Annotated in this window: 29 protein-coding genes; 22 read left to right on the top strand and 7 right to left on the bottom strand. The window is 44.3% G+C overall.

Annotated elements, in window-relative coordinates:
* Window positions 1-210: 210 nt before the first annotated feature.
* Both SporoP33_RS07385 and SporoP33_RS07380 read left to right on the top strand, forming a co-directional pair.
* Window positions 211-660: an RrF2 family transcriptional regulator gene (locus SporoP33_RS07385; protein ID WP_081243118.1), complete on the top strand. Its 450-nt coding sequence runs from the start codon at window positions 211-213 to the stop codon at window positions 658-660.
* A gap of 50 nt (window positions 661-710) precedes the next feature.
* Complete coding sequence (locus SporoP33_RS07380; RefSeq protein ID WP_081243117.1) at window positions 711-1,637, top strand: manganese-dependent inorganic pyrophosphatase; 927 nt, start codon at window positions 711-713, stop codon at window positions 1,635-1,637.
* A 48-nt stretch (window positions 1,638-1,685) separates the two neighbouring features.
* On the opposite strand, the gene SporoP33_RS07375 is transcribed toward SporoP33_RS07380, so the two are convergent.
* Window positions 1,686-3,065, bottom strand: a complete 1,380-nt coding sequence (locus SporoP33_RS07375) for an FAD-dependent oxidoreductase (protein WP_081243116.1) — start codon at window positions 3,063-3,065, stop codon at window positions 1,686-1,688.
* 352 nt (window positions 3,066-3,417) lie between these two features.
* Entirely contained in the window at window positions 3,418-3,927 is a 510-nt protein-coding gene (locus SporoP33_RS07370) for a YceI family protein (RefSeq protein ID WP_081243115.1), read from the bottom strand.
* A 165-nt stretch (window positions 3,928-4,092) separates the two neighbouring features.
* Here SporoP33_RS07370 and murB point away from each other — a divergent pair, with 165 nt between their 5' ends.
* Window positions 4,093-5,013, top strand: coding sequence for a UDP-N-acetylmuramate dehydrogenase (gene murB / locus SporoP33_RS07365; RefSeq protein WP_081243114.1), 921 nt, complete (start codon window positions 4,093-4,095; stop codon window positions 5,011-5,013).
* 168 nt (window positions 5,014-5,181) lie between these two features.
* Here murB and SporoP33_RS07360 read toward each other — a convergent pair whose 3' ends face one another.
* On the bottom strand, window positions 5,182-5,856 hold the full coding sequence (locus SporoP33_RS07360; protein WP_081243113.1) for a universal stress protein: 675 nt from the start codon (window positions 5,854-5,856) through the stop codon (window positions 5,182-5,184).
* Window positions 5,857-6,152: 296 nt separating this feature from the next.
* Between SporoP33_RS07360 and SporoP33_RS07355 the strand changes: the two genes are divergently transcribed.
* The 9 genes from SporoP33_RS07355 (at window position 6,153) to SporoP33_RS07315 (ending at window position 13,521) form a co-directional block, all read left to right on the top strand.
* Window positions 6,153-8,567, top strand: a complete 2,415-nt coding sequence (locus SporoP33_RS07355) for a Na+/H+ antiporter subunit A (RefSeq protein ID WP_196796890.1) — start codon at window positions 6,153-6,155, stop codon at window positions 8,565-8,567.
* The gene (locus SporoP33_RS07350; RefSeq protein ID WP_081243112.1) at window positions 8,554-8,979 is read left to right on the top strand and encodes a Na(+)/H(+) antiporter subunit B; all 426 of its coding nucleotides are present in this window, start codon (window positions 8,554-8,556) and stop codon (window positions 8,977-8,979) included. The genes SporoP33_RS07355 and SporoP33_RS07350 overlap by 14 nt, the downstream gene beginning before the upstream one ends.
* Complete coding sequence (locus tag SporoP33_RS07345; protein WP_081243111.1) at window positions 8,979-9,311, top strand: Na(+)/H(+) antiporter subunit C; 333 nt, start codon at window positions 8,979-8,981, stop codon at window positions 9,309-9,311. The genes SporoP33_RS07350 and SporoP33_RS07345 overlap by 1 nt, the downstream gene beginning before the upstream one ends.
* Window positions 9,304-10,788 (top strand): Na+/H+ antiporter subunit D, encoded by a 1,485-nt coding sequence (locus tag SporoP33_RS07340; protein ID WP_081243110.1) that lies wholly within the window; start codon window positions 9,304-9,306, stop codon window positions 10,786-10,788. Before SporoP33_RS07345 ends, SporoP33_RS07340 begins: the two co-directional genes overlap by 8 nt.
* 13 nt (window positions 10,789-10,801) lie before the next feature.
* The gene (locus SporoP33_RS07335; protein WP_081243109.1) at window positions 10,802-11,284 is read left to right on the top strand and encodes a Na+/H+ antiporter subunit E; all 483 of its coding nucleotides are present in this window, start codon (window positions 10,802-10,804) and stop codon (window positions 11,282-11,284) included.
* The gene (locus SporoP33_RS07330; protein ID WP_081243108.1) at window positions 11,281-11,565 is read left to right on the top strand and encodes a Na(+)/H(+) antiporter subunit F1; all 285 of its coding nucleotides are present in this window, start codon (window positions 11,281-11,283) and stop codon (window positions 11,563-11,565) included. Before SporoP33_RS07335 ends, SporoP33_RS07330 begins: the two co-directional genes overlap by 4 nt.
* Window positions 11,543-11,914 (top strand): monovalent cation/H(+) antiporter subunit G, encoded by a 372-nt coding sequence (gene mnhG / locus SporoP33_RS07325; protein WP_081243107.1) that lies wholly within the window; start codon window positions 11,543-11,545, stop codon window positions 11,912-11,914. The genes SporoP33_RS07330 and mnhG overlap by 23 nt, the downstream gene beginning before the upstream one ends.
* 94 nt (window positions 11,915-12,008) lie before the next feature.
* The gene (locus SporoP33_RS07320; protein WP_081243106.1) at window positions 12,009-12,380 is read left to right on the top strand and encodes an ArsR/SmtB family transcription factor; all 372 of its coding nucleotides are present in this window, start codon (window positions 12,009-12,011) and stop codon (window positions 12,378-12,380) included.
* 43 nt (window positions 12,381-12,423) lie between these two features.
* Window positions 12,424-13,521, top strand: a complete 1,098-nt coding sequence (locus SporoP33_RS07315; protein WP_081243105.1) for a GNAT family N-acetyltransferase — start codon at window positions 12,424-12,426, stop codon at window positions 13,519-13,521.
* Window positions 13,522-13,551: 30 nt separating this feature from the next.
* Here the strand turns inward: SporoP33_RS07315 and SporoP33_RS15980 are convergent, their stop codons facing one another.
* Complete coding sequence (locus SporoP33_RS15980; protein WP_143565440.1) at window positions 13,552-13,707, bottom strand: lmo0937 family membrane protein; 156 nt, start codon at window positions 13,705-13,707, stop codon at window positions 13,552-13,554.
* Window positions 13,708-13,816: 109 nt separating this feature from the next.
* On the opposite strand from SporoP33_RS15980, the gene mntR reads away from it, so the two are divergent.
* The 5 genes from mntR to SporoP33_RS07290 all read left to right on the top strand — a co-directional run bounded on the left by mntR (window position 13,817) and on the right by SporoP33_RS07290 (window position 16,988).
* A complete protein-coding gene (mntR, locus tag SporoP33_RS07310) occupies window positions 13,817-14,224 on the top strand; it encodes a transcriptional regulator MntR (RefSeq protein ID WP_081243104.1) in 408 nt (135 codons plus the stop codon).
* A 15-nt stretch (window positions 14,225-14,239) separates the two neighbouring features.
* Window positions 14,240-15,091, top strand: coding sequence for a CvfB family protein (locus tag SporoP33_RS07305; protein WP_081243103.1), 852 nt, complete (start codon window positions 14,240-14,242; stop codon window positions 15,089-15,091).
* Window positions 15,092-15,157: 66 nt separating this feature from the next.
* Window positions 15,158-16,045: a DUF1002 domain-containing protein gene (locus tag SporoP33_RS07300; protein WP_081243102.1), complete on the top strand. Its 888-nt coding sequence runs from the start codon at window positions 15,158-15,160 to the stop codon at window positions 16,043-16,045.
* 56 nt (window positions 16,046-16,101) lie between these two features.
* Window positions 16,102-16,401, top strand: a complete 300-nt coding sequence (locus SporoP33_RS07295) for a GNAT family N-acetyltransferase (protein WP_231293319.1) — start codon at window positions 16,102-16,104, stop codon at window positions 16,399-16,401.
* A gap of 113 nt (window positions 16,402-16,514) precedes the next feature.
* Window positions 16,515-16,988 (top strand): DUF4064 domain-containing protein, encoded by a 474-nt coding sequence (locus SporoP33_RS07290; protein WP_081243101.1) that lies wholly within the window; start codon window positions 16,515-16,517, stop codon window positions 16,986-16,988.
* A 102-nt stretch (window positions 16,989-17,090) separates the two neighbouring features.
* Here the strand turns inward: SporoP33_RS07290 and SporoP33_RS07285 are convergent, their stop codons facing one another.
* Entirely contained in the window at window positions 17,091-17,588 is a 498-nt protein-coding gene (locus SporoP33_RS07285) for a GNAT family N-acetyltransferase (protein ID WP_081243100.1), read from the bottom strand.
* A 273-nt stretch (window positions 17,589-17,861) separates the two neighbouring features.
* Between SporoP33_RS07285 and SporoP33_RS07280 the strand changes: the two genes are divergently transcribed.
* The 5 genes from SporoP33_RS07280 to SporoP33_RS07260 all read left to right on the top strand — a co-directional run bounded on the left by SporoP33_RS07280 (window position 17,862) and on the right by SporoP33_RS07260 (window position 21,494).
* Window positions 17,862-18,260 (top strand): hypothetical protein, encoded by a 399-nt coding sequence (locus SporoP33_RS07280; RefSeq protein WP_231293318.1) that lies wholly within the window; start codon window positions 17,862-17,864, stop codon window positions 18,258-18,260.
* A 157-nt stretch (window positions 18,261-18,417) separates the two neighbouring features.
* On the top strand, window positions 18,418-19,200 hold the full coding sequence (locus SporoP33_RS07275; RefSeq protein WP_196796889.1) for a helix-turn-helix domain-containing protein: 783 nt from the start codon (window positions 18,418-18,420) through the stop codon (window positions 19,198-19,200).
* Window positions 19,201-19,257: 57 nt separating this feature from the next.
* Window positions 19,258-20,040, top strand: a complete 783-nt coding sequence (gene yidC, locus SporoP33_RS07270) for a membrane protein insertase YidC (RefSeq protein ID WP_081243097.1) — start codon at window positions 19,258-19,260, stop codon at window positions 20,038-20,040.
* 63 nt (window positions 20,041-20,103) lie between these two features.
* Window positions 20,104-20,352: a hypothetical protein gene (locus SporoP33_RS07265; RefSeq protein ID WP_081243096.1), complete on the top strand. Its 249-nt coding sequence runs from the start codon at window positions 20,104-20,106 to the stop codon at window positions 20,350-20,352.
* A gap of 221 nt (window positions 20,353-20,573) precedes the next feature.
* Window positions 20,574-21,494 (top strand): M15 family metallopeptidase, encoded by a 921-nt coding sequence (locus SporoP33_RS07260; protein WP_081243095.1) that lies wholly within the window; start codon window positions 20,574-20,576, stop codon window positions 21,492-21,494.
* Between the two features lie 49 nt (window positions 21,495-21,543).
* Here the strand turns inward: SporoP33_RS07260 and cls are convergent, their stop codons facing one another.
* Together cls and SporoP33_RS07250 are read right to left on the bottom strand one after the other, a co-directional pair.
* Window positions 21,544-22,995 (bottom strand): cardiolipin synthase, encoded by a 1,452-nt coding sequence (gene cls, locus SporoP33_RS07255; RefSeq protein ID WP_081243094.1) that lies wholly within the window; start codon window positions 22,993-22,995, stop codon window positions 21,544-21,546.
* A gap of 96 nt (window positions 22,996-23,091) precedes the next feature.
* On the bottom strand, window positions 23,092-24,267 hold the full coding sequence (locus SporoP33_RS07250; RefSeq protein WP_081243093.1) for an MFS transporter: 1,176 nt from the start codon (window positions 24,265-24,267) through the stop codon (window positions 23,092-23,094).
* Window positions 24,268-24,321: the final 54 nt, after the last annotated feature.

Here is a 24,321-nt window from a genome sequence, read left to right as displayed (position 1 = left end):
TAGTGCACAACCTTTCCGTATTTGATATTTCTATCATAAATCATTTTCTGTTTAAAAGATACATTTTATATACATGTTTAAAAGAAATTCTGAAATCATGTCACACTTTATTCAAAAACAGTGGAGCGATACAACTTTTACCTGTGATGCTAATCAAGGAATTTTTACATGTAAATGCTATAATGAAGAGAGAGCAGAAGGGGTGATATTATGCGATTAACGATGTATACAGATTATTCGCTGCGTGTTCTGATTTATTTAGCTTCCAAGCAGCCTGATGAACTATCTACTATCCAAGAAATCTCGGATGCTTATCAAATCTCGAAAAATCACCTCACCAAAATTGTCCATGAACTGGGGAAACTGCAGCTGATCGAGACGATCCGGGGGCGCGGCGGCGGAATTCGTCTGTGCGTGAGACCCGACAGTATTAATGTAGGCGAACTGGTCCGTAAAACAGAAGATGATTTTCATTTGGTCGAATGCTTTGATCCGGATAAAAACATGTGTATACTATCAAGTGCCTGCCGGCTGAGAGGCGTATTATATGAAGCGCTTCAAGCATACTTTGCTGTGCTCGACCGCTACACGATTGCCGATTTCCTTCATAATAAGGAAGAGATCCAATCTTTGTTATTTCCACTAGTCAAACCTGAATAGTGTGATAAAATATAGTTAGTAAACTTAGTGAAATAGGAGGAATTGAGAAAATGTCAAAAGTATTAGTTATCGGGCATAAAAATCCGGATACAGACTCCATCGCATCTGCGATTACGTATGCGTATCTCAAACAGCAGATCGGAGTCGACGCAGAAGCGGTGCGTTTAGGGAATATTTCAAAAGAAACGGCATATGCGCTCGAAACATTCGGTTTTGAAGCGCCGCGTCTGATCGAGAAAGCTGCACCGGAAACTTCCCAAGTTATTTTGGTCGACCACAATGAAAAACAGCAGAGTGTTGATGATCTGGAAGATGTACAGGTGCTGGAAGTAATTGATCACCACCGTATAGCGAATTTCCAAACGAATGATCCGCTGTACTATCGTGCGGAGCCTGTAGGCTGTACAGCAACTATCTTAAATAAATTGTTTAAAGAGCACGGAGTTGCAATTCCGAAGAATATTGCAGGATTAATGTTGTCTGCAATTGTATCGGATTCTTTATTATTCAAATCACCAACTTTCACTCCTCAAGACCAGGCTGCGGCTGAAGAACTAGCTGCAATTGCAGAAGTGGATGCAGCCGAGTACGGTCTCGCTATGCTGAAAGCAGGCGCGGATTTAAGTGCAACGCCTGTAAAAGAGTTAGCCAGGCTTGACGCGAAAGAATTTGAATTTGGCGATGTGAAAATGGAAATCGCACAAGTGAACGCAGTGGACTTACAAGATATTCTTGGGCGTCAGGATGAGCTGGAAGCTGTATTACATGAAATCATCGAACAAAAAGGACTGGATCTTTTCCTGTTTGTCGTAACTGATATCATTAACAGTGATTCCGTCATCATTGCACTCGGTAAAGAAGCAGAGCGTGCAGGATCTGCATTTAACGTTTCATTCAATAATAACTCTGCGCTGTTAAAAGGCATCGTTTCCCGTAAGAAACAAATTGTGCCTGTACTGACTGAAGCACTTTCATAACGGCTAGACTGTCATAGAAATCGTTGTCGATTTCTGTGACAGTCTTTTTTATCCTAAATCCAGCGGCTGTGTGGCAGGTCCTTCGAGAACAGATCCGTCCGCACGAAAACGTGAGCCGTGGCAAGGGCAGTCCCACGTCTGGTCACCTTTATTCCAGCGGGTACGGCACCCCATATGCGTGCAAATAGGAGAATCGGTACGTGCAATGTGCCCGCCCGTAAACTCTTTTACAGTGCGTCCGGTCAGCAGCAGTGCGCGGCTGAACAATGAACCGAATTCTGTCCTGCCTGGCGAATATAGTTCGCTTGCGGGATTTTTTTTGCCTGTGATAGCATCTGAAATAATCTGTGCACTTGCCAGTGAGTTGGTTAATCCCCACTTCCTGTAGCCCGTACTAATATAAACGTCGGGTGAGGAGGTGGAAATGGCTCCGGCGTACGGCACTAAATCAGGAGTGGACGGATCTTGCGCAGACCATTTATACATGATTTCAGGATGTTCCAGCGTCGTCTTCAAATCATCCGTAATATTGTCGTAATGCACTTGTGTCTCTTTTTCTGCTCCTGCCGGATGGGACTCGGCACAGAGAAGTAAATAGGATTGATCGTCTATTGTCGCGGTGCGAATGGAACGTTTCGGCTGATCTACCGCGATATATTGATGATCAAACGGTGTGTCCGTTTTAGCGGCAGCGATATATGACCGTTCCACGTCTAATTTAAGGATTTGCATTCCTTCCAGTGCTTCAATCGGATAATGGGAGCAGATGACAAGCTGACGATAACTGACGGTCTTCGAAGAAGCCAGCTTGACAAAATGACGGTCTGTATCCAGCGCGGCTACTTGTGCATGTTCATACAAACGCGCGCCTTCTTCCGCGGCAAGCTGTGCCAAATGCTGACCGAAGCGAACGGGATGGATTTGTGCTTCATCTTCAATTAATAGCGTATGCGCCGTCTCAAACGGCAAATCTGCTGCACTTCCTGCCAATGAAAAGGGAATACCGATTTCTTCATACGCCTTTTTCTCTGCCAGCAGCCTTTCTGTGCCTTCTGGCGTTTGCGAGTACAGTGCGGAATGTGCGGTTTGCAGCTGATCTGCTTTTGCGATGGAACGTGCAAACTGGACAGCCTGTTCGTTTACTTGAAAGTACTGTTTTGCACTCTCTACATCAAATTGCGCAATCAGATCGGCATAGACCAGATCATGCTGGGCAGTTAATTTACCTGTGGAATTCCCTGTTGCACCGTGCAGCAAACTATTCTTCTCGAGCAGCACAACGTCCTTTCCTTGTTTGGCTAAAAAGTAGGCATTGGCAATGCCGCTGAGCCCTCCGCCGATAATCAGCACCTCACATGTCAAATCATCTTGCACTGTCGGATAGGCAGACTGCGGATAAGCAGTAGCCAGCCATAACGACTCATTCATTTCGACACCTCATTCTATATTTTCAAATAGGGCAAGCAGTTATATTGTTGCCAAGTTTTCATGATTCTAAAATAGAGAATAGGCAGGCGAGAGGGAAAAATGATAATTGAAGTACAGACGGACCCCATCTGTCCTTTTTGCTGTATTATCAAAAGGCTTTTTAAGCGGCCGGATTTTGGTAAGGAGAGCCATACATCACAGTGATGAAGGTTCCAGTAGCTATAAGTAAAGAGAGCTGCCGTAAACACCCGTCTGTTCGGGGGGTTACGGCAGCTCCAGATTATTTGTTTTATAGTGTGGAAACTTATTTTGGGCAGGCGTGCTGTTGTCTGTTCAATTCTTTTATGTACTTCTAATTTCTGCAGACAGCAACCTTCATAGTAATGTCGATTACATCACCCACCATAACGCCGCCAGCTTCGATTGCGCGGTTCCACAGTAAGCCGAAGTCTTTGCGTTTTATTTCTCCATCAACCAGAAACGTGGCGCCAAACACCGTAACTTCTTGCGGTGTAACGCAGAACAAAGCTCTTTTTGACGTGCCTTTAATCGTCAGGCTGCCCGTCATTCGGTAGCTGCCATCTGGATCGGCATAAATGGAACGGGAAGAAAAAGTCATTTGCGGAAAGGTCTGTGCATCAAAAAAGTCTTCCGAGCATAGATGTAGATCACGGTCTCTGTTCTTGGTCTGAATAGAAGATACGCACACTTGAAATTCAATGCTGCATTTCGTCAGATCTGTAATATTGCCCTGCAACTCTCCCGAAAACTTTTCGAATGTGCCTGAAACCGTGGATACCATCATATGGGGAACTGAAAAGCCGACAGTGGATGCTGCGGAATCTACTTTCCATTTATTCACTTTCCCGCCTCCTTGTGGGCATTTAGTTAGATAAACATTAATTGAAAATCCCTCAAAAGTCAAAATGAAAAACCTTGTCAAAAAGGCAGATTGCAAGCATACTATTAAAGGATAAGATTGTTTCCGTTATATTGGAGACGCGTATAGTGAAAGGACTTGATGTGCATGTCAAAGCATCGCTGGTTTGAAGATCTTCAAGAGAAAATAGAAAACGGCTGGTTGTTGCTTGATGAACCGCTGAACAAATATACGAAAACACGTCTGGGCGGAAAAGCGGATGTGGTCGCAGCCCCCGGCACAATAGAAGAAGTGCAGGCAGTTGTCAGTTATGCCTATGAACAGAAAATACCCATCTTGTTACTGGGGAATGGTTCGAATATGGTCGTACGTGACGGCGGAGTCCGTGGAATTGTTTTGTATATGGCGAATTTTAATCATATTACCATTGAAGGAAATAAAATGACTGCGGAAGCAGGGGCCAATATTATCGATGCATCCATTGAGGCGGCGAAGGCTTGTCTGACAGGGCTGGAGTTTGCCTGCGGCATTCCCGGTTCCATCGGCGGCGCCATGGCTATGAACGCAGGTGCTTACGGCGGAGAGATCAAAGATATTATTCAGCAGGCGACTGTCATGGATCATACAGGGAAGATTTTCGTGCTGTCTAAAGATGAATTGGAGCTTGGCTACCGTAAGAGTATTATCACGGCAAAGGGCTATTTTGTTTTGTCTGCAGAATTCCTGCTCGCTCCGGGTGAGCAGTGCGACATTGATGCGAAAGTGGCTGACCTGACTTTTCAGCGTGAATCGAAGCAGCCGCTTGAATTTCCTTCGGCGGGAAGTGTTTTCAAACGCCCCCCGGGATACTTTGCAGGTAAGCTGATTCAAGACAGCGGCTTACAGGGAAAAGGGTTTGGAGGCGCAGAAGTATCCACTAAGCATGCAGGATTCATCGTCAATAAAAATGGCGCTACGGCAGCAGATTATATTCAGACGATTGAAATGGTCAAAGCAGAAGTGAAGAAGAACTTCGGAATTGATCTCGAAATGGAAGTAAAGATTGTCGGAGAAGAACTGCCTGAATGAAGAAAGACAAAGGAGCGGTCCAAGAAGTTTTGACTTCTGGTGACGGCTCTTTTTTGATAGGAAAAACGGCGGCGGGAAATAGGTGTCAGTGCATATAAATCTGAATCCTCGTGTGCAAAAAAAGAATGTCCCCGAAGTACTGTGACTTCCGGAACATTCTTTTATGTGTCAGTCGTGAACCTTGCATTGAATTTTGCTTGTCTCCAGCACCTGGTCATCTTCTATCTGAACCTGACATATTTTATTGTTCTGCATGAATTTGAAAATCCCATTGTTGAAATCGGTTCCGATCTCTTTAAAGAAGATCCCTTCATATTGTGCCTGTTTGGTTAACGTGAAATTTATTCGGAAACTGTCACCGTCCGGAACCAGATAAGCCCGGACTCCTTTTTCAAATGACCCCTCTGTTTCACTTTTAATCGCCCGGTCTACAGAAACTACATGGAAATCTACAAAAGGAATTTCCCTCAGCAGGACGTTCATGAATGACCCTTTTGTGATTTCTTCCCAGCGGCTCTGCGCGGTTTGGCCGATGACGATTTGTGTAATGCCATACTTATGGGCTACTTCTTTAATTACCTTTGCAGCCGGCCGCTTTTCGTCATCGCGGATAATGAATGCCTCTACATCGAGCTCTTCCGCAAGTTCTTGCCAACGATCCACATATCCCGATTTTTCTGCATCAAAATCATCCAGCGGAGCAGGATCAACTGTCAGAATATAGAGAGGACAGTCCATGATTTCTGCTATTTTGGATCCTCTTTTAATGAGACGTTCACCATTTGGACCGTAATACACACAAACGAGAATGCTCTCGTCCATACGGCTTTTCATTTTGCCCATAATGACTCTTCACCTCTTTGAATTATATATGCTGATGGTGTTTGGTTCACATTTCAGGGGAGCGTCTTCCGTTACAATTCCACAAGAGAACCAAATCCAGAACGTGTTTCATGAAACAAGTCTTACAGTATGCCGACCGCGCTTTCTATGCGGTTTACGTTAAAATAGTGTATACTTTCGAGTAGAGATTGCACTCTCTGCTTAGAGTCCCATTATGCATAACGTACAGTGTTCAGTCAAGGGTCTTTGAGCATTCTATTGATACTATAAATCGATTCATTCCGGGAGGTGTCAGGTTGATAACCGTCTTACTCGCCATTTTCATTCCATTTATCGCAGCATGTCTGGTGCCGTTTATCCATAAACTTTTGACTGGAAGGCGGATTGGGTGGTTTGTCATCACCGTTCCGTTGTTCTTGTTTATCATACTGCTCCGTCTTGTGCCTTCGCTTTCAGACGGTGCATCTTATTTGTATACGTTTCCTTGGATACCTTCTGCGGGTGTCTATTTTTCCACGCATTTAGACGGATTAAGTATGATCTTTGCGCTGCTGATTACAGGCATCGGCAGTCTGGTTGTATTGTATTCGATCTACTATCTTTCTGAGCGGGAAGCGATTGGACGCTTTTATACATATTTACTGTTGTTCATGGGAGCTATGCTCGGTGTCGTGTTATCCGATAACCTGATCGTTCTCTATGTGTTCTGGGAGTTAACCAGTATATCTTCTTTCCTGCTCATCGCTTTCTGGTATCACCGTAAACAATCAAGATACGGTGCGAAGAAATCCATGCTGATTACGGTGACCGGCGGCGTGCTCATGCTAGCAGGATTTTTAATGTTATATACCATAACAGGGACGTTCAGCTTGCAGGAATTAATCGCCATGCGGGATATGATCGCAGCGGATTCCTTATTTATCCCGGCCATGCTGCTTGTTCTACTGGGCGCATTTACTAAGTCCGCTCAGTTTCCCTTCCACATTTGGCTGCCTGATGCAATGGAAGCACCAACGCCGGTCAGCGCTTACTTACACTCAGCAACGATGGTGAAAGCAGGTATTTATTTAGTGGCACGTTTTACACCGGTGTTCGCGGGACATGTAACGTGGTTCTATATTGTTTCGTGTGTAGGACTGCTGACGATGCTATGGGGGTCTGTCAATGCAGTTAAACAGACCGATTTGAAAGCGCTGCTCGCATTCTCGACAGTGAGTCAGCTCGGTATGATTATGAGTTTGCTGGGTGTCGGATCACTGGCCTTCTCCTCTGCTGAAAGTGCACAAATTACGTTATTTACTGCAGCTTCGTTCGCCGCGTTATTCCATTTAATTAATCATTCCACGTTTAAAGGGTCATTGTTCATGGTGGTTGGAATTTTAGACCATGAGCTCGGGACACGAAATATTCGAAGGCTGGGCGGTTTGGCATCCATTATGCCCATTACATTTACAATTGCACTAATCGGCAGTTTTTCGATGGCAGGTCTGCCTCCGTTTAACGGCTTCTTGAGTAAGGAGCTCTTCTTTGAGGCCATGCTGTCGCTAAAAGATGCCAATGTGCTGACAGCGGATACGCTTGTGCTGCTGTTTCCGATTGTGGCATGGATTGGCAGTATTTTTACTTTTATTTATTGCATGATTATTGTTTTCCAGACCTTTTTCGGCGAAGTGCCGCCTCCTATGCCTGGTCAGCGGCCTGCTCGTGAAGCGCCGATTCAGATGCTTATTTCACCGATTGTACTCGGCAGTTTGGTCGTATTGATTTTCATCTTCCCGAATCTGCTGGGCACCTATATTTTAGGGCCTGCGATGAATGCGGTGTATCCGCAATTTGAAGGGATGGCCGGACTGGTTCCTAAAATCCAAATATGGCATGGATGGGGTCTGCCGATTATCATGACAGTTGGCGTGATTGCAGCAGGCGCTCTGCTGTACCGCTTCTTGCGTTACTGGAAAGGAATCTATCGTCTGGGTATTTTACAATGGACACTGGACCGCTTTTATAATTCATTGTTACTGAAGGTGGAACGGGCAGCGTCTGTTATGACGAGAACCTATATGACGGGGTCCGTGCGTGATTATGTAGCGTATATTATGCTGTTCTTCATCATGTCCGTAGGGATTGGCCTGTTCGGATTCCAGCAATTTATCTTTGATTTTTCCAATGACGCAGCTGTAGAAATCAATGAAAGTATTATTGTTTTTGTGATGATGTGTTCAAGTATCGCTATATTATTTGCGAAATCCCGGATCACAGCCATTATTCTGAATGGAGTACTGGGTTATTCCATCGCTATTTTATTTGTTGTCTTCCGTGCACCGGATCTGGCGTTAACACAAATTATCGTTGAGACGGTTACGACAGTATTATTTTTATTGTGCTTCTACTATTTGCCGGAATGGAGGACGGAGCACAAGTCATTGTCCATAAGGGTCCGCAACGGGCTGATCGCAGCAGCGTCGGGCACTGCCGTAACGGTCGTGGCATTACTCGTGCAGGGGCACTCGCTGCATCCGACAATTTCAATCTATTATGAAACCGCATCACGTCTTGCCGGCGGATTGAATGTCGTCAATACGATTCTTGGAGATTTCCGTGCGTTTGATACGATGCTTGAGGTCCTGGTGCTGTTTATCGCAGGTCTAGGCGTATATTCGTTGGTCAAGCTGCGGCGCAAGAAGGGAGTGGATCACTCTGAAGAAAAATGATGTGATCTTGCAGACGGTGACGAAGATTGTGTTCTTCATCATTTTGACGTTTGGGGTGGAGCTGTTTCTATCGGGCCATAATAATCCCGGCGGGGGCTTCATCGGAGGTTTGGTGCTCTCTTCTGCGTTTGTATTGCTTTATTTGGTCTATGACATAGAGACAGTCCATCGCGGGACTCCATTTGATTTTAAGAGGGTTGCTGCGTTAGGTGTTTTGCTGGCAGTCAGTACGGGTGTTTTGTCCGTACTGTTCGGTGAACCCTTTCTTTCGCAGACCACGTGGCTTGTAGAGTTGCCGGTTTTCGGCGAGACAGAGCTTGGGACGATGACGATTTTTGAAGCAGGTGTTGCGCTGACCGTACTGGGGGTCGTCGTGACAATTATTTTGGGAATCAGTGAGGATGTGGAGTAATGGAAACATTAATTACCCTTCTGGTTGGTGTGCTGGTGGCGGTGGGCGTCTATTTGCTCCTGTCAAAAGAGATGCTGCGTATTATTTTAGGGACAGCGATTTTGTCGCATGCCATCCATCTGCTATTGCTGACGATGGGCGGTTTAAAAAAAGGTGATGTGCCTTTGCTGACAGAGACGGCTGCGGAATATACAGATGCCCTGCCTCAGGCGCTGATTTTGACGGCGATTGTTATCAGTTTTGCAGTGACTGCGTTTTTGCTTGTATTATCTTACCGAGTATATCAAGAGTCTGGCCGGGGACTCGGATTGCGGGGGCAGCAGGATGAATAATTTATTAGTTTTGCCGATGCTCCTGCCTATATTGATGGGTGTAATCTTAGTGTTTTTCCGCCCGTACATCCGGCTTCAGCGAGTGCTCAGTGCATTGACGATGCTTGCTTCTGCCGGTGCATCTGCGTATTGCTTGCAGCACATCCATTTGCATGGCATTATGCGGCTGGACTTCGGAGACTGGCTGCCGCCGCACGGCATTTTGTTTGTCGGTGATTCATTTGCGATGCTGCTCGTGACTGCCGCATGCGCAGTATCCGCCATTATTTTACTGTATGCATTTGCATCAACGGGAATTGAGACAGAAGCTATGTTCTTTTATCCGTTTTTCTTATTTTTGGTGGCGGGTGTCAATGGTTCATTTCTGACGGGTGATTTATTTAATCTATTCGTTTGTTTTGAAGTGATGCTGCTGGCTTCCTATGTTTTACTGGTGCTTGGAGGACGCAAGACACAGTTGAAGGAAGGGATCACGTACGTATTGATTAATGTGCTGGCTTCCTGGTTCTTCCTGCTTGGAATTGCATATCTGTATGGTGCAATCGGGACGTTGAACATGGCGCACATTGCTGTACGGGTAGCGGAAACAGGCCAAGGTCCATTGCTGACACTGATTGCGGTTATATTCCTGATCGTATTCAGTTTGAAAGCAGGATTATTGCTGTATTTTTGGCTCCCTGGCTCCTATTCGGCACCGCCAGCTGCTGTTGCGGCACTCTTTGGCGCATTGCTGACAAAGGTGGGGATTTACGCTCTGTACCGGATGTTCACGTTAATTTTCACTCATGATCCGCTGCTTTATAAAGCAGTCGGCGTACTTGCCGTTATCACGATGACGGCCGGATGTCTGGGCGCAATTGCGTATTCTGACATACGTCAAATCGTTTCATATAATGTTATTATTTCCGTAGGTTTTGTCCTGACGGGGCTGGCGATTGCAACGAATACTGCGTTCCAGGGGGCCAGTTACTACTTGATTCATGATATGGCCAGTAAAGCACTGCTGTTTTTATTGGCAGGCACCGTGGTGTATTTGACGGGCCGTACAAATTTTCACGAAATCAGCGGTCTGATCCGAAACTATCCGTTAGTCGGCTGGTTGTTTTTCCTGACGATGCTTGCGATTGCTGGCATCCCTCCGCTCAGCGGATTTATTGGAAAAGTATATATTGGATTAGGCGCGATTGAAACGGGTTCTTATATACTGCTGGCCGTGGCTTTTTTATCAAGCATCGGCGTACTATATTCCCTGCTTCGTATATTTCTGAATAGTTTCTGGGGAGAAACGATAATCAGTGAAGATGACCAGCAGCCTTTTCAAAAGGCGCTTGGTTTGCCGCTTGTGTTGCTTGCGGTACTAGTAGTTGGTTTAGGTATAGGTGCAGAACTGCTGTCGCCTTATATCCAGGATGCAGCCGATACATTAGCAGATCCTGAACAGTATATACGCGCCGTGATGGGTGACGATGTAGAGTAGGAGGGGAGACGCCGTGCCGATACAGCTTCTGTTAAATTTATTCATCGCATTCTTATGGATGCTGCTGATGGATGAAGATGAACTGATATTTACAACATTTTTTATGGGATTCTTGGTCGGATTGGGAATCATCTTCTTCATGAGCCGTTTTTTCGGCACCCATTTCTATTTGCGCAGAGTATACGCCGCCTGTAAGCTTCTGCTGATTTTCATTCGGGAACTGATACAGTCGAGTATTGTGGTCATCTCTCAAATCGTCCGGCCTACGCTGCGCATCAAGCCCGGGATCTTCAAGTATCAGACAATCTTGACGAGTGACGTGGAAGTAACCATGCTGTCCATGCTGCTGACGCTGACACCGGGATCTGTCGTCATGGAAGTATCGCATGAAGGCAATGAATTATATATTCATGCGATGGACGTGGAAGAATCGCGCGCCGGTTTAATCAAGCAGCTGAAAAACTTCGAGAAAGCGATTATGGAGGTGACGCGATGATTGCGGGAATGCTGACCATATCGGTCATACTTTTTGCGCTGACTATTTTAGTGGCGGTGATCCGGATCATTCTTGGGCCGTCTTCGCCTGATCGTGTCGTGGCTTTTGACGTCATCGGAGTGAATCTGATTGCTACGATTGCAGTCGTGTCGGTGATCTTAAATACAAAAGCTTTCTTGGAAGCAATTTTAATACTTGGTATTCTTTCTTTCATAGGGACAATTGCATTTTCTAAATTTATCGAGAGGGGGAAGATCGTTGAGCGTAAGCGGGATCGGTGAATTTATAGGTGCGTTATTGATATTGACGGGAGCCATTGCCAGTATACTGAGCGTCTTTGGGTTGATCAGGCTGCCAGATGTTTATACGCGCTCACATGCTGCGACAAAAAGCTCTACACTGGCGGTGCTGCTGACACTGACCGGTGCGTTCGTGTACTTTCTATCCTCCGAAAACTTTATCAGTGTACGTCTGCTTCTTGGAATTGGTTTTGTCTTTTTAACAGCACCGGTTGCCGGGCATGTGATTATCCGGGCGGCTTACCGTTCGAAAGTCAAACTGGCAGATATCTCCACAGAGGACGTATTATACGATAAGATTCATGGGGAAAATGCGGATAAGACGCAGTGAGAGAATAATCAAACGGCCTTTTGAATGAATTGATTTTTCAAATTATGTTCTATATAATTACCGTAATATACGGCCTATTGAATGGGGTGAAAAAATGGGAAATCAAGATGCTTGTGATATAACGATCGTGCATGAAGATGTAGTCCATAAAATCCGCAAAGAACTTCCGGATGTAACGGAGATGGTACAAATCTTCAAAGCTTTGGCTGATGAAACGCGTTTGCGAATTGCTTATTCACTGACATTGGAGCCGGAAATGTGCGTATGTGATGTGGCTGCGGTCATTCAGTCTTCATCCGCCACTGCCTCCCATCACTTGCGCTATTTGCGTGAACATTCATTAGCCAAATCGGAAAGACGGGGAAAGATGGTATATTATTCATTAGCAGATAAACACGTTGCAGATCTTGTGAAAATTGCATATGAACATGCAATAGAAGCTAGACAAAACACGTCTTGGCACTGAAGTGAGGTGCTTGTATACAGACAGGCACGATGGAGGAATTTTAATGCGTTTACAGGAATGGACGATAGAAGAACAGGATTTACTCATTCAGTTTATGACGACGAACTCGTGGCCTTATCATGATATTAGTCAGCCCGGCCGTGAACTGCTGGAAAAGTCGATTGAAGAGGGAGGTTACGCTTCTGATGACGTAAAGACGTTCTGGATAGAAAACAATGAAAATGAAAAAGTCGGTATTGTAAAAGTATACGATTTGCAGGAGGACGTTCCGCTCTTTGACCTTCGGATTGCTGATCAGTACAGAGGCTACGGATATGGTTCGCGGGCACTGAAGAAGCTTACACAGTATGTATTTGAATTGCCCGAACGAAAAATCCGGATTCAGGGGCATACACGCCACGATAATGCGGCAATGCGCAAAGCGTTTGAACGGGCGGGCTTCGTTAAAGAAGCACATTTGCGTCAGGCCTGGTTTTTCCCGAAAGAAAATACGTATTACGACGCTGTCACATATGGCATGACAAGAGAAGACTATTTAGCAGGAACGACCACCCCTGTGCGCTGGGAAGACCGCGGACAGTATGGAAAAAATATACCCGATTTTAATGAACAGCTGCAAACAGAGCGTTTATTTATTCGTGCACCTGAATTGAAAGATGCCATGGATGTATGGGGAGGAGTTTCCCGTTCAACACGGGAATTGCGGCGCTATACAGAATGGGCGCAGAGAGAACTGTCAATTGAAACGACAGAAGAGTATGTGCGGGAATCCGTTGCAGAATTTATCAGCAGAAAAACCTTGAATTTTCATTTGTTTTTAAAAGAATCAGGTGAATTTATAGGCTGTGCCGGTTTCAGTGCAATTGACTGGAATATCCGCAAGTTTGAATTGAAATATTGGCTGGACACAACGTTTGAAGGGCAAGGCTATATGACGGAAGCTGTAAAGCAATTATTGGATTTTGCTTTTTCAGAGCTGAAAGCTGAACGAGTGGAGTTCCTCTGTGATGAAAATCACAGCAAAGGTCGCGCGGTTGCAAAGCGGGCCGGTCTTGAACTGGAAGGAATTCTGCGTAAAAATGCTCCTTCTGCAAACCGGAGAAGTCTGCGCAATACATGTGTATACGCAAAAATCACCTGAGTACAAAAGGAGCAGTGTCTGATGTAATCGTTATACCGATCGTCTGCCTGTTATTAATTGAATAACAAAGATAATGCCGGCAATTACTAAAAGGGTATGGATTAATCCGCCGCCGATATTTGCTACTAAACCGATTACCCATAATGCTATTAAAACTAAAATGATTAGCCATAATATACGACCCATAGTAGATCACTCCTTTTCTCTGGTATGTAAGTGTTTTACCCGCGCTTTTAAAACTTAAACTTTTTGTATGTTGCTTTATTTATAGACAGTCAAATAAGGAGGCGATAGTTTGGCTACACCGGGTATGGAAGACTATATTGAACAAATCTATTTACAGTTGGAAGCAAGAGGAGAAGCGCGTGTGTCAGATGTGGCAGAGGCGCTTTCTGTTCTCCCTTCCTCTGTAACTAAAATGGCGCAGCGGCTGGACAAAGAAGGGTATGTTCACTATGAGCGTTACCGGGGGCTTGCGTTAACAGACCGCGGCTTGCGTTTTGGTAAAAAACTGGTCCATCGCCATGAATTACTGGAGCAATTCCTGCGTATAATCGGCGTGGAAGAAGAAAATATCTATGGTGACGTAGAAGGAATTGAACACCACCTCAGCTGGAACGCGATGGATCGTATTACCGATCTCGTGGAGACGTTGGAATCAGATCCCGAATTTGTAAAGAAACTAAAAAACAGAGCACTCTAGAGAGGACTGTCCTATATGACACTATTAAAGCCAGGAACACTTGCAAAACTCGAAATTCTCCGGAAAGAAGGGTCCCGCTTTGTATTAGATGCGGCTGGTGAAGAAATTTATATGAATGAATCCGAAGCACCGGATGCACTGGAACAAGACATGATTGAAGTATTTCTTTACATCAACAGACGGGGCGAATTGACGGCCACTGCACAATTGCCGACTGTCACCGTCGACTCATTCGGATGGGCCAAAGTGATACGTCTGGAACAAAGTGAAGGGGCGTATGTGGATATTGGCGCCTCATTTGAAGTACTGGTCAACCGGGCGGATTTTCCGCAGATTAAGACACTTTGGCCTCAGCCGGGTGATCAATTGTATATGACGCTGCGCACAGACCCGGGGGGCAATTTGTTTGGACGTTTAGTAACGGAAGAACGAATCCAGGAACATTACACGATGGCGGAAGCGGACATGTACAACCAAAATGTCAAAGCGAGAGCATATCGTCTATTGCCTGTCGGCTCATTCCTTTTGACGGAAGACATCCAGCGCATATTCGTTCATGAAACCGAGCGCAGACAGGAACCAAGACTGGGTGAAGAAGTGGACGTACGTATTATTGCAGTTCATGACGATGGAACGATGAATGGTTCTCTGTTGCCAAGAAAGCAGGAGCGTCTGCAGACTGATGGCGAGCAAATCTTGGCATACTTGCAGGAATGCGGCGGTAAAATGCCATTTACGGATAAGTCTTCACCGGAAGAGATCGACGAGATGTTCCAGATGAGCAAAGGGGCCTTTAAACGGGCACTTGGCACGCTGATGAAAGAAAGAAAAATCACACAGGCAGACGGCTGGACGACACTTACCTGATAAAATGCGGGCAACTTTTTGATATACCTCATCGTATCTATATAGAGAACATAGAGGAGGGACTGTATGAAAAAAGGGTTATCGTTCATATTGGCATTCATGCTGCTGGCGGCAGCTGCCGCACCGGCTGCGGTTTCTGCAGATGAAGTAATTAATGAAAAACTAGGGGTGCCAATTGTTGTCTACGGTGCAAACCTGTCCGACAGTGAAAAAGAAAGTGTTAAAGATAGTCTGAAAGTTGCTTCGGAGGCTGAGGTAGAAGAATTATCAGTAGACGGCAATGATTTGATTAAATATATTCCAGGCGGTGACCGGAATGCGCGAATGTACTCTTCTGCTAAAATCACAAGGCAGGAGGAAGGTGAAGGGCTGATCATTAATATCGTCACACCTGACAATATCACACAAGTCACATCCGATATGTATGCAACAGCCATGCTGACGGCGGGGATTGAGGACGCTGTCGTGGAAGTGGCGGCTCCCAAAAAGGTAACCGGTCATTCTGCGCTGGTCGGTATCTATAAAGCGTATGAGGTATCGGGGGAAGTTCTGGATACGGAACGCACAGATACAGCTAATGATGAGTTGAGTCTCGCGACGAAGCTGTCAGAAAAAGCAGGGGTCGACAAAGATGAAGTAGCCAAATTGCTGACAGAAATAAAAAAGCAGATTGCTGAACAAAAGCCTGCAACGAAAGAAGACGTGGAACAGATTGTCAGCGATCAGCTGCAAAAATTTAATATCCAGTTAAGCAAGGCGGACCGTCAGTTATTGATTGATTTGATGGATCGGATTTCCAAACTTGATATTGATTTTACTAAACTGAATGAACAACTTACCGATATGGCATCAAAAATTAAAGACAAACTGGGTGATATTGATCCAAGTTTTTGGGATAAGGTGAAAGAGTTTTTCAGAAACATGGCAGATTCGATTAAATCTTTGTTTAGCTGAGGGACAATCGTGGTACATTACATGATAGAAGAATTAACTACAAGGGAGAGATATGCATGAGAGAAAACAATGAATTGGATTTGGAACTGGCGGAATTAGGCGGTACGAAATACGCGTATCAGCACAAAGCTGACGGGAAAGTAATTGCTGAAATCGAGTGGTCTGAAGAAAATGGCATTATGACTATGACGCATACCTATGTAGATGATTCGCTCCGCGGTCAGGGCGTAGCTAAAAAACTTCTTGATCAGGCGGCTGAAAATGCACGCGAAAAAGGTTTAAAGATGAAAGCGGTCTGTTCGTATGTAGTAAATGCATTTGACCGAAGTGATGATTACAACGACGTGAAAGCATAAGACCAGGAGAAATTTTCCGGGCATTTCAAGTTTCACATCACTTTTTTGAAACTTTTCTCGTTGCCTGGCGTATAGGTAAAGAGAGATTAATTAGCAGAAGAGGATGATGTGAAATGATTAAACGTACAGCAGAGCGGGTTCTCGCAATTATAGCTATGATTTTCATAGCAATCAGTTTGGCCGGAACCGCCGTAATAGGATTCTTTTGGAACATGGCGAGTACAGATCCGGCCTTTATGGAAGAGTTCCGTGCTGCGATGGTGGATGAAGGTGTATTGAACATGGATGAAGTGGATATGTTCATGTCATTCATGGATTCATTCTCTATCGTCTTCTGGCTGGCTGTTATTGCATTATTTATCGGCCTGGTATTGAGCATCATCGGTCTGGTAAAGATATGGAACAATGCCAATCCAAAGGCAGCAGGTATTCTGTTTATCATTGCGGGCCTGTTTGGCGGAATTCTGTCTTTGCCGTCGATCTTACTGTATATTGCCGGGATTCTTTGTTTTACAAGGAAATCCCCAATGGCACCAGGGTCTTCATCGGATGAGTATGCAAGTACCGAATCAAACTGGATGAACTGACAAGTGCGGACAGGAAAGCTGAAAGACATAAAAAAACTGAAGACTGTCTCCAGTTTGGAGGAGTCTTCAGTTACCGCCCTTTTCTTTATGAAAAGGGTTTTTTTACATATGTGCAGGCTGTGTAATAGGCAAGGCATAGTGAAGGGTTTTTACTGGAATTCCTTCGAATGTCTCTGCAATAGTTTCTACAAGTCCGAATCCTTTTTTCACATAGAATTCTTGAAGTGCCGTTTCATGCTCGTCTACATAAGCATCTACATTTACCGCTTCCTGTAACGTGCTCAGCGCTTCTTCTAACAGTGCTTCTTCATATCCTTTATTCACGTGTGAAGGAAGTATGTGAAGAGCTGTCAATTCACTCTCACCGTCTTCGTCAATCGGCGTGTAGCTTATATAACCTATCGAATCGCCTTGCTCATCGACAGCAAGCAGGACCATTGATCTCTCTAATTGTTTCTTCAGCATTAAATCGGAGTATGTCCGATCGATAAATTCTTTGATCACTTCTTCAGGGATACGCTCTTGAAATGTATGCAGCCAGGAAGTAAGGGCAATTTGCTGAAACTCATAAATATCTTTTTCTGTCATTTTTCGAATCATAGTGATCTCACCTCCAGCTTTCTTTCTACATAGTATAACAAATCGCGTTCTCAAAAACTACTTTGCCATATTAAATGAAATCACTATGTATGCATGTACTAAAAAGGCAGATGATAGAGTAACTGATGCTGATGAACGAAAGTAACATACGGTTCAGCAGAAGAGGTGCCAAACAGCAAACTCTACAGCTGACGTTTGAAAATACGGCGCTTGGGTATAGTAAGCAGTAAGCAGAAGCTCACTACAATTTAATTACGACGGAGGATGGTAAATATGGCTAAAAAATCAAATGGTTTATTAATGGCAACACTGGCAGCAGGTGCTTACGCATATTTCAGTAAAAAAGAAAATCGTGATAAAGCGATGGAAACAATGGGTATGCTGAAAGAAAAAGTCGATACATTCATGAACAACAATAAGTTAGTTGATCAGTCAGCAGAGAAAGTCGGTCACTCTGACCCGACGGATTTTGATGATAATAATATGGTATCTGAAGGGGCACAGACAAGTGTCCATTATTATAATCAGGAAGTGCAGGATCCAGATAAAAAGTCTTCGGAAAAAGATGGCCTGTACAAGAAGAACGAAGACAAATCAGATAACGAGCCGCTTTATAATAAAGACGAATCAACAAAAGAGGCGGAAAAAAATAACAATTCTAACCAATCATAATAATACTAAAAGCGCCTCATATCATGAGGCGCTTTGTTGTATATATATCAGTAAATAGAGAAAAGGTAGATAATCTCGTAAAATAAGGTAAAATGGTATACGTAAAGTAATGAGGCATCAATGGTCATATATACATAGAATGGGTGGGGTGATACTCGTGACTGGCGATAGGACAGAAGCTTCCACGCGGGATGTAATCAACGGGATTGAAGACGTTGGAGGAACACAGGCGGCTGCCGGTTTTTTTAAGCTGGAAAATGAGTTGTTGGATCAAATCTTTGATTTGAAGAAAGACGAAGCCTGTCATACACTTTTCTGCATTCACGACATATTGCATATCCATACACCGGGATTTACATTACAGGTTATCAAATACTACCTAATAGTACTATCCTCTTTTGTCAGCAGACGGTTGAGAGAGGAGTCTGTGCTGACTGATAAAGATGCCTTTACATTCAATGCTGCCTGTATTGAACTGATTGAAGAATACTTGCATTCGGATAATATAAAAGAAATCAGCAGTGAACTGATTGGTTTCTATTACTACATCCTTAAGGGCAAAATAAAACCTTCCCTGCCGCATGAGACAGTGAATGATGTGATTTTTCATATCAATGAAAATGTTGAGGGCCAACTGATTGTAGATGAAATTGCCAAGCATTTCAATGTGAGTACAAGTCATCTCTCACGCATATTCCGAGAATGTACGGGTATTACATTAGTCGAATATATTACTATGCGAAAAATCGAGGAAGTGCAGTACCATTTACGTTTTACAGATCAGAAAATCGCGGATATTGCCAAGAGGTTCCATTTCTGCAATCAAAGCTATTTTACACGTGTCTTTAAAAAGTATACAGGGGTGACACCGCGGCGCTTCCGTATGGACATGGACGGAAATTACTTTCATTTTACACTAGAAAAAGATGATTCACTGTAAATTTTCCGCTGTTTGCTGTATAATTTTCTTTAGTTTGAGATAGCGTAGGTGAAATCATTGAAGAAAAGAATAGGGCTCGTTAGTTTATTGGCAATTACTGCTATATTTTTGAGTGGTTGTTCGGCAGTGGAAAATAAAACCGGATTTTTCTACAGTACATTTGTCAGACCGATGGAATGGCTTCTCCACTACCTTGGTGATACATTCAATGGAAATTACGGTTTTGCGATTATCCTGATTACTGTGGCGATTCGATTGATATTGATGCCATTAATGTTAAAGAACTATAAAGCTCAACAAGAGATGAAAGTGAAAATGGACGCCCTTCGCCCGGAAATGGAAGATATCCAAAAACGGATGAAAGTATCAAAAGATGCTGGAGATAAAGAAGAGCAAATGAAGCTTCAGCAGGAAATGATGGGACTGTATTCCAAGCATGGCGTGAATCCGCTGAACATGGGTTGTCTGCCGCTAGTAATTCAAATGCCAATCATTATGGGTCTGTACTTCGCTATTCTCCATGCGCCGCCCGAAGTCAAAAACCACGAATTCCTATGGTTTAAATTGGGCGAGCCGGATATCATTATGATGTTCGTTGCCGGAGCGGTATACTTCGTCCAGGCCCGCGTTTCACTCTGGACAATGCCGGAACAGCAACAAAAGCAAATGAAGATGTTTATCTACATGTCCCCAATTATGATTATGTTCATTTCCTACACGGTAATGGCAGCACTTCCTTTGTATTGGGCAGTCGGCGGATTGCTGTTAATCTTCCAGACGTATCTTGGACGTAAGTTTTATTTTAAACACGTCGATCTACCAGCCGCAGAAGAAAAGTAAGAAATATGAAAAGCTGGTGCAAACCAGCTTTTTTTTGTTTCCGTCAATGAGGAGGAAAAGCGCATGAAATTGAAATGGATCATGGGGCTGGCAATAGCTGCTTCAGCTGCTGCAGCGCTGTACTTTATCATCCAATTAAACTTGGAATTCGCTATTCTGTCCATGCTGATCATGTTCACATTCACGAATACTGCCCGGACTTTTATGTATAGAAATCAAGGCCTGATGCGAGAAGCAAAATGGATGCTTTGGATGGCGTTATTCTTTGCTGCAGGTTCTCTTGGTACTTTGCTGTACATCATAATTTTTTGATTAAAAGGAAAGACCGTCAAGATTCAGCGGTCTTTCCTTTCATTTGTTCCATTGTCTCGTCTTAACATTGTAATAAAGCGCAGATCAGTTAAATCCGAGAAGAGACAGACGAAAAAGAAAAATAATGATACACTAGAAAACAGAGTTTGTAATAAACGGCTGAATTGTAAAAAGGAGAACGACAACGTGGTAAGTGATACAGAAAGAAAGCAGGGTATATCATGAGAAGCAAGAAAGAAAAATTGGCTGACAGGAAGCGCAAAAGGAAATATAAATGGATAGATGGAATAGTTGTACTGATTTTTATCCTGCTTGCAGGAATCATAATTTGGCTCGGTACAAATGGCTGGAGTATGAGCAAGGCTATTAACAGTTTGCAAAACGGGCAGGAGCCCCTTGTGGAATTTCAAGAAATCGAATCCGCCTCAGAACGGGGACGCGAAGACGAAGTGGATGATCCGGAAGGCGTATCAGAAGAAGGGGAAAAACCTGAAGAAATACCGCTTCGAAAGATAGAGGATGCACCGATCATCGAGAAATCACAGGAAAAAGCAGAGGAAGCCGCACCAGAGAAGCCATCCAGCGCTATCGATTATATAAAGGGACAGCAATTGCCTAAAGAGCCGAAGTACGTGGACGGTGTATTGCTTGCGAACAAACAATATCCTTTGCCGAGAGACTATGCTCCCGGTGAAAGCGAGGAAGCAAGAGAAGCGTATAATGAAATGGAAGCGGCTGCCGTGACATCTGGCATTAATCTGCATGCGTTCAGTACGTACCGTTCTTATGAGTATCAAGTGACGCTGTACAATCGATACGTAGAAAGAGACGGACAGGAAGCAGCCGACCGTTACAGTGCGCGTCCGGGCTATTCAGAGCATCAGACAGGACTGGCTTTTGATATCGGTGAAGTCAATCATGAAAGGCACTGGGCATCCAATTCATTCGGAGATACTGAAGCCGCTAAATGGCTGGCAGCAAATGCGCATAAGTACGGTTTTATTCTTCGCTATCCTGAAGGCAAGGAAGAGGTTACCGGATATATGCATGAATCTTGGCATTACCGGTATGTCGGCAAAAAAAGGGCCGCACAAATATTCAAACACAATATTACGTTGGAAGAGTACCTCGGTGTACAATAAAAACAGCCGGCAGAGAACATTTGATATGTCCTCTGCCGGCTGTTTTCTTTTACAGAATAGGGGATAGTAACCGGGAAATCGATTCTTTTATTTTAATCAGCCGCTCACGTTCCAAATAATCATTCAATGTCAATTCAGTTGAATTTTGAATATCTTCCTCGAATATCTCTGCCAGTTCATGTGATTTATCACGATCGTAGATAAAGGCATTCACTTCGAAATTCAGGCGGAAACTGCGGACGTCTATATTCGCCGTTCCGACAGATGCCACGCGATCATCTACAACAATTTGCTTGGAGTGAATAAACCCGTTTTCATAAATATATACACGTGCTCCGGCTTTCAATAATAGACCGATGTTGGAATAAGTCGCCCAGTAGACGAACATGTGGTCCGGTTTATTCGGGATCATAATGCTGACATCCACTCCGGATAAACAGGCAATACGCAAAGCGTCAAGCATGCTCGTATCCGGTATAAAATAAGGGGTTTGAATGTAAATATACTCTTTCGCCAGGAAAATCATTTTCAAATAACCGTCTTTAATATCTTCCCACTCAGAATCCGGTCCGCTGGAAACAATCTGCATACCGACATCCCCTTTACGCGGAATCGCGGGGAAGAACCGTTCGTTATACTGGATATTCGTTTTGGGAGATGCCTGATTCCAATCCAAGATGAACCGTGTCTGCAAAGGGTGCACGGCACTTCCTTCTATCCGCAGATGAGTATCGCGCCAATAGCCGAATTTTTTACTGAGACCTAAATATTCATCACCGACGTTAAAGCCCCCGATATAACCGATTCGGCCATCGACAATCACGATCTTCCGGTGATTCCGGTAATTCAGCCGGGGATTGATAAGGGGCAAGACGGCGGGAAAGAATGCCGCCACTTCACCGCCGCTCTCTGTCAGCTCACGGAAATGTTTTATGCGCAAGCCGCGGGAGCCAATATCGTCAAACAACATACGCACCTTTACTCCGGCTTTTGCTTTACGGATCAAAATTTCTTCGATTTGCTTACCTATCCCGTCCAGCCGGAAAATATAATATTGAATATGGATATGATCCCTTGCTTGTTCCAAGTCCTCAAGCAGCGAATCGAACTTTTCCCGTCCGTCTGTATACACTTGCACGTCATTATCCTGCGTCAAGACAGAGTGATTATTGCGCAAATGCAAATAAATCATATCGTAATATTCTTCTGTATCCGTCTTCAAAAACTCGAACGTCTCGTTCTCTATTGCCTCCAGCTGATAATGAATCAGCTTTTCAATACCGATTTTATTCCTGCCTTCCCAGCGGAATAAATGTTTTTGCCGCAGTTGCCGGCCCAGCAACAAATACACAATGAAGCCGAATATTGGAACAAAAAACAATACAAGTAGCCACGCCCACGTACTGGTGGGATCACGGCGTTCCAAAAAAATCAAGGCTATCGCCAAAAATATGTTAATAATTAACGTACTGGTGATGATTAAGCTGATCACTTGCGTCATATGCTGCCTCCCGTACAATATACTATTCCTCTAGTATAGCGGAGTTGCGGAAAAATAACAGATTCAACCAGGCGAACTGAATACCGTGCACCAGTATTAAGCGGCGGAATCAGCAGCAGTTCTTAATGAACGTGTGGAATTACGGAAAATAAATACAAGTGCGATAGACAAAATCGCTAATACGGCGGAGATATAATACATATTGCCTGCCTGCATGGTGAAGATCCAGGTAAACAGCAAAGGCCCGATAATCCGCCCCATATTATCCATAGAATAAGACAGACCGGCTGCGGTACCGTACATGCCGCCCGCTTCTTTCGTTGTAAGTGAAACCAAAACCGTCCGGACAAGCGCATTTCCTGCAGTAAAGACGCTCATCGCAAAACCGGCCCACAATAGATTCATGGAAAAGGGGATCAGTACCAGTCCGATTGCCGTTACGATTTGTGCAGCAATAATCCAAGAAGTTTCGGTGCCGTTTTTTACACGCCGCACCACACCGCCTTGAATAGCGGCATCGACCAGTCCGCTCGCCATGAACAAATAGCCGAGCTGCAAAGGCGTGATATGGATTTTATCAATTTGAAACAACTGGAAAGTAGACTCCACACCCGCCAGCAGAAATGTAATCATAAATGACGTGATGAATAAATAACGGATTCGATACGTCCATAGCACAGATGCACCTTTAGGGATGATGGCGCGCTTATTCGCTTCACTGTGCCGGCTGGGTTCCTTCAAAATGATCAGCGCATAGACTATCAATAATAACGTCAATGTGCCCGAAGCGATAAATGGCACCTGTAAATGGATGTCTCCGAGTACGCCGCCTATTGCAGGTCCGAAAATAAAGCCGAGACCGATTGACATCCCGAGGAGCCCCATATATTTATTGCGGTTTTCTTCAGTTGTTAAATCCGCAACAAAACCCGTCACTGCTGTATACAGGGCGCCCGAGAAAATTCCGCCTACGATGCGTGATACATACAAAAGCACCAGATGATGCATGAACGCGGCGAAGAGGAAGAAGCTGACACTGAAACCGAGCAAGCCGATCATAATCAGCTTTTTTCTGCCAGTGCGGTCAGACAGCGCGCCCCATAAAGGTGCAGTGAAGAAAGAAGACAGCGCATAAATCGTCAGTAAGCCGCCGACATGCACTTCTGAATAGCCCTCTGCCAAAATGACTTCAGGCAAAATAGGAATGATGATGCCAAATCCTAAATAAACAAAAAATTGAACTGACATCAGTAGTAAGATTGTTTTCTTCATATGTAACCTGCTTTCTGAATGAATAGTTTCATTCATATCGTACGATGAATAGAT

Source organism: Sporosarcina sp. P33 (assembly GCF_002077155.1).
GTDB lineage: Bacteria > Bacillota > Bacilli > Bacillales_A > Planococcaceae > Sporosarcina.
Note: the sequence above shows the minus strand (reverse complement) of the source record. Positions and strands in the feature narration are given on the sequence as shown.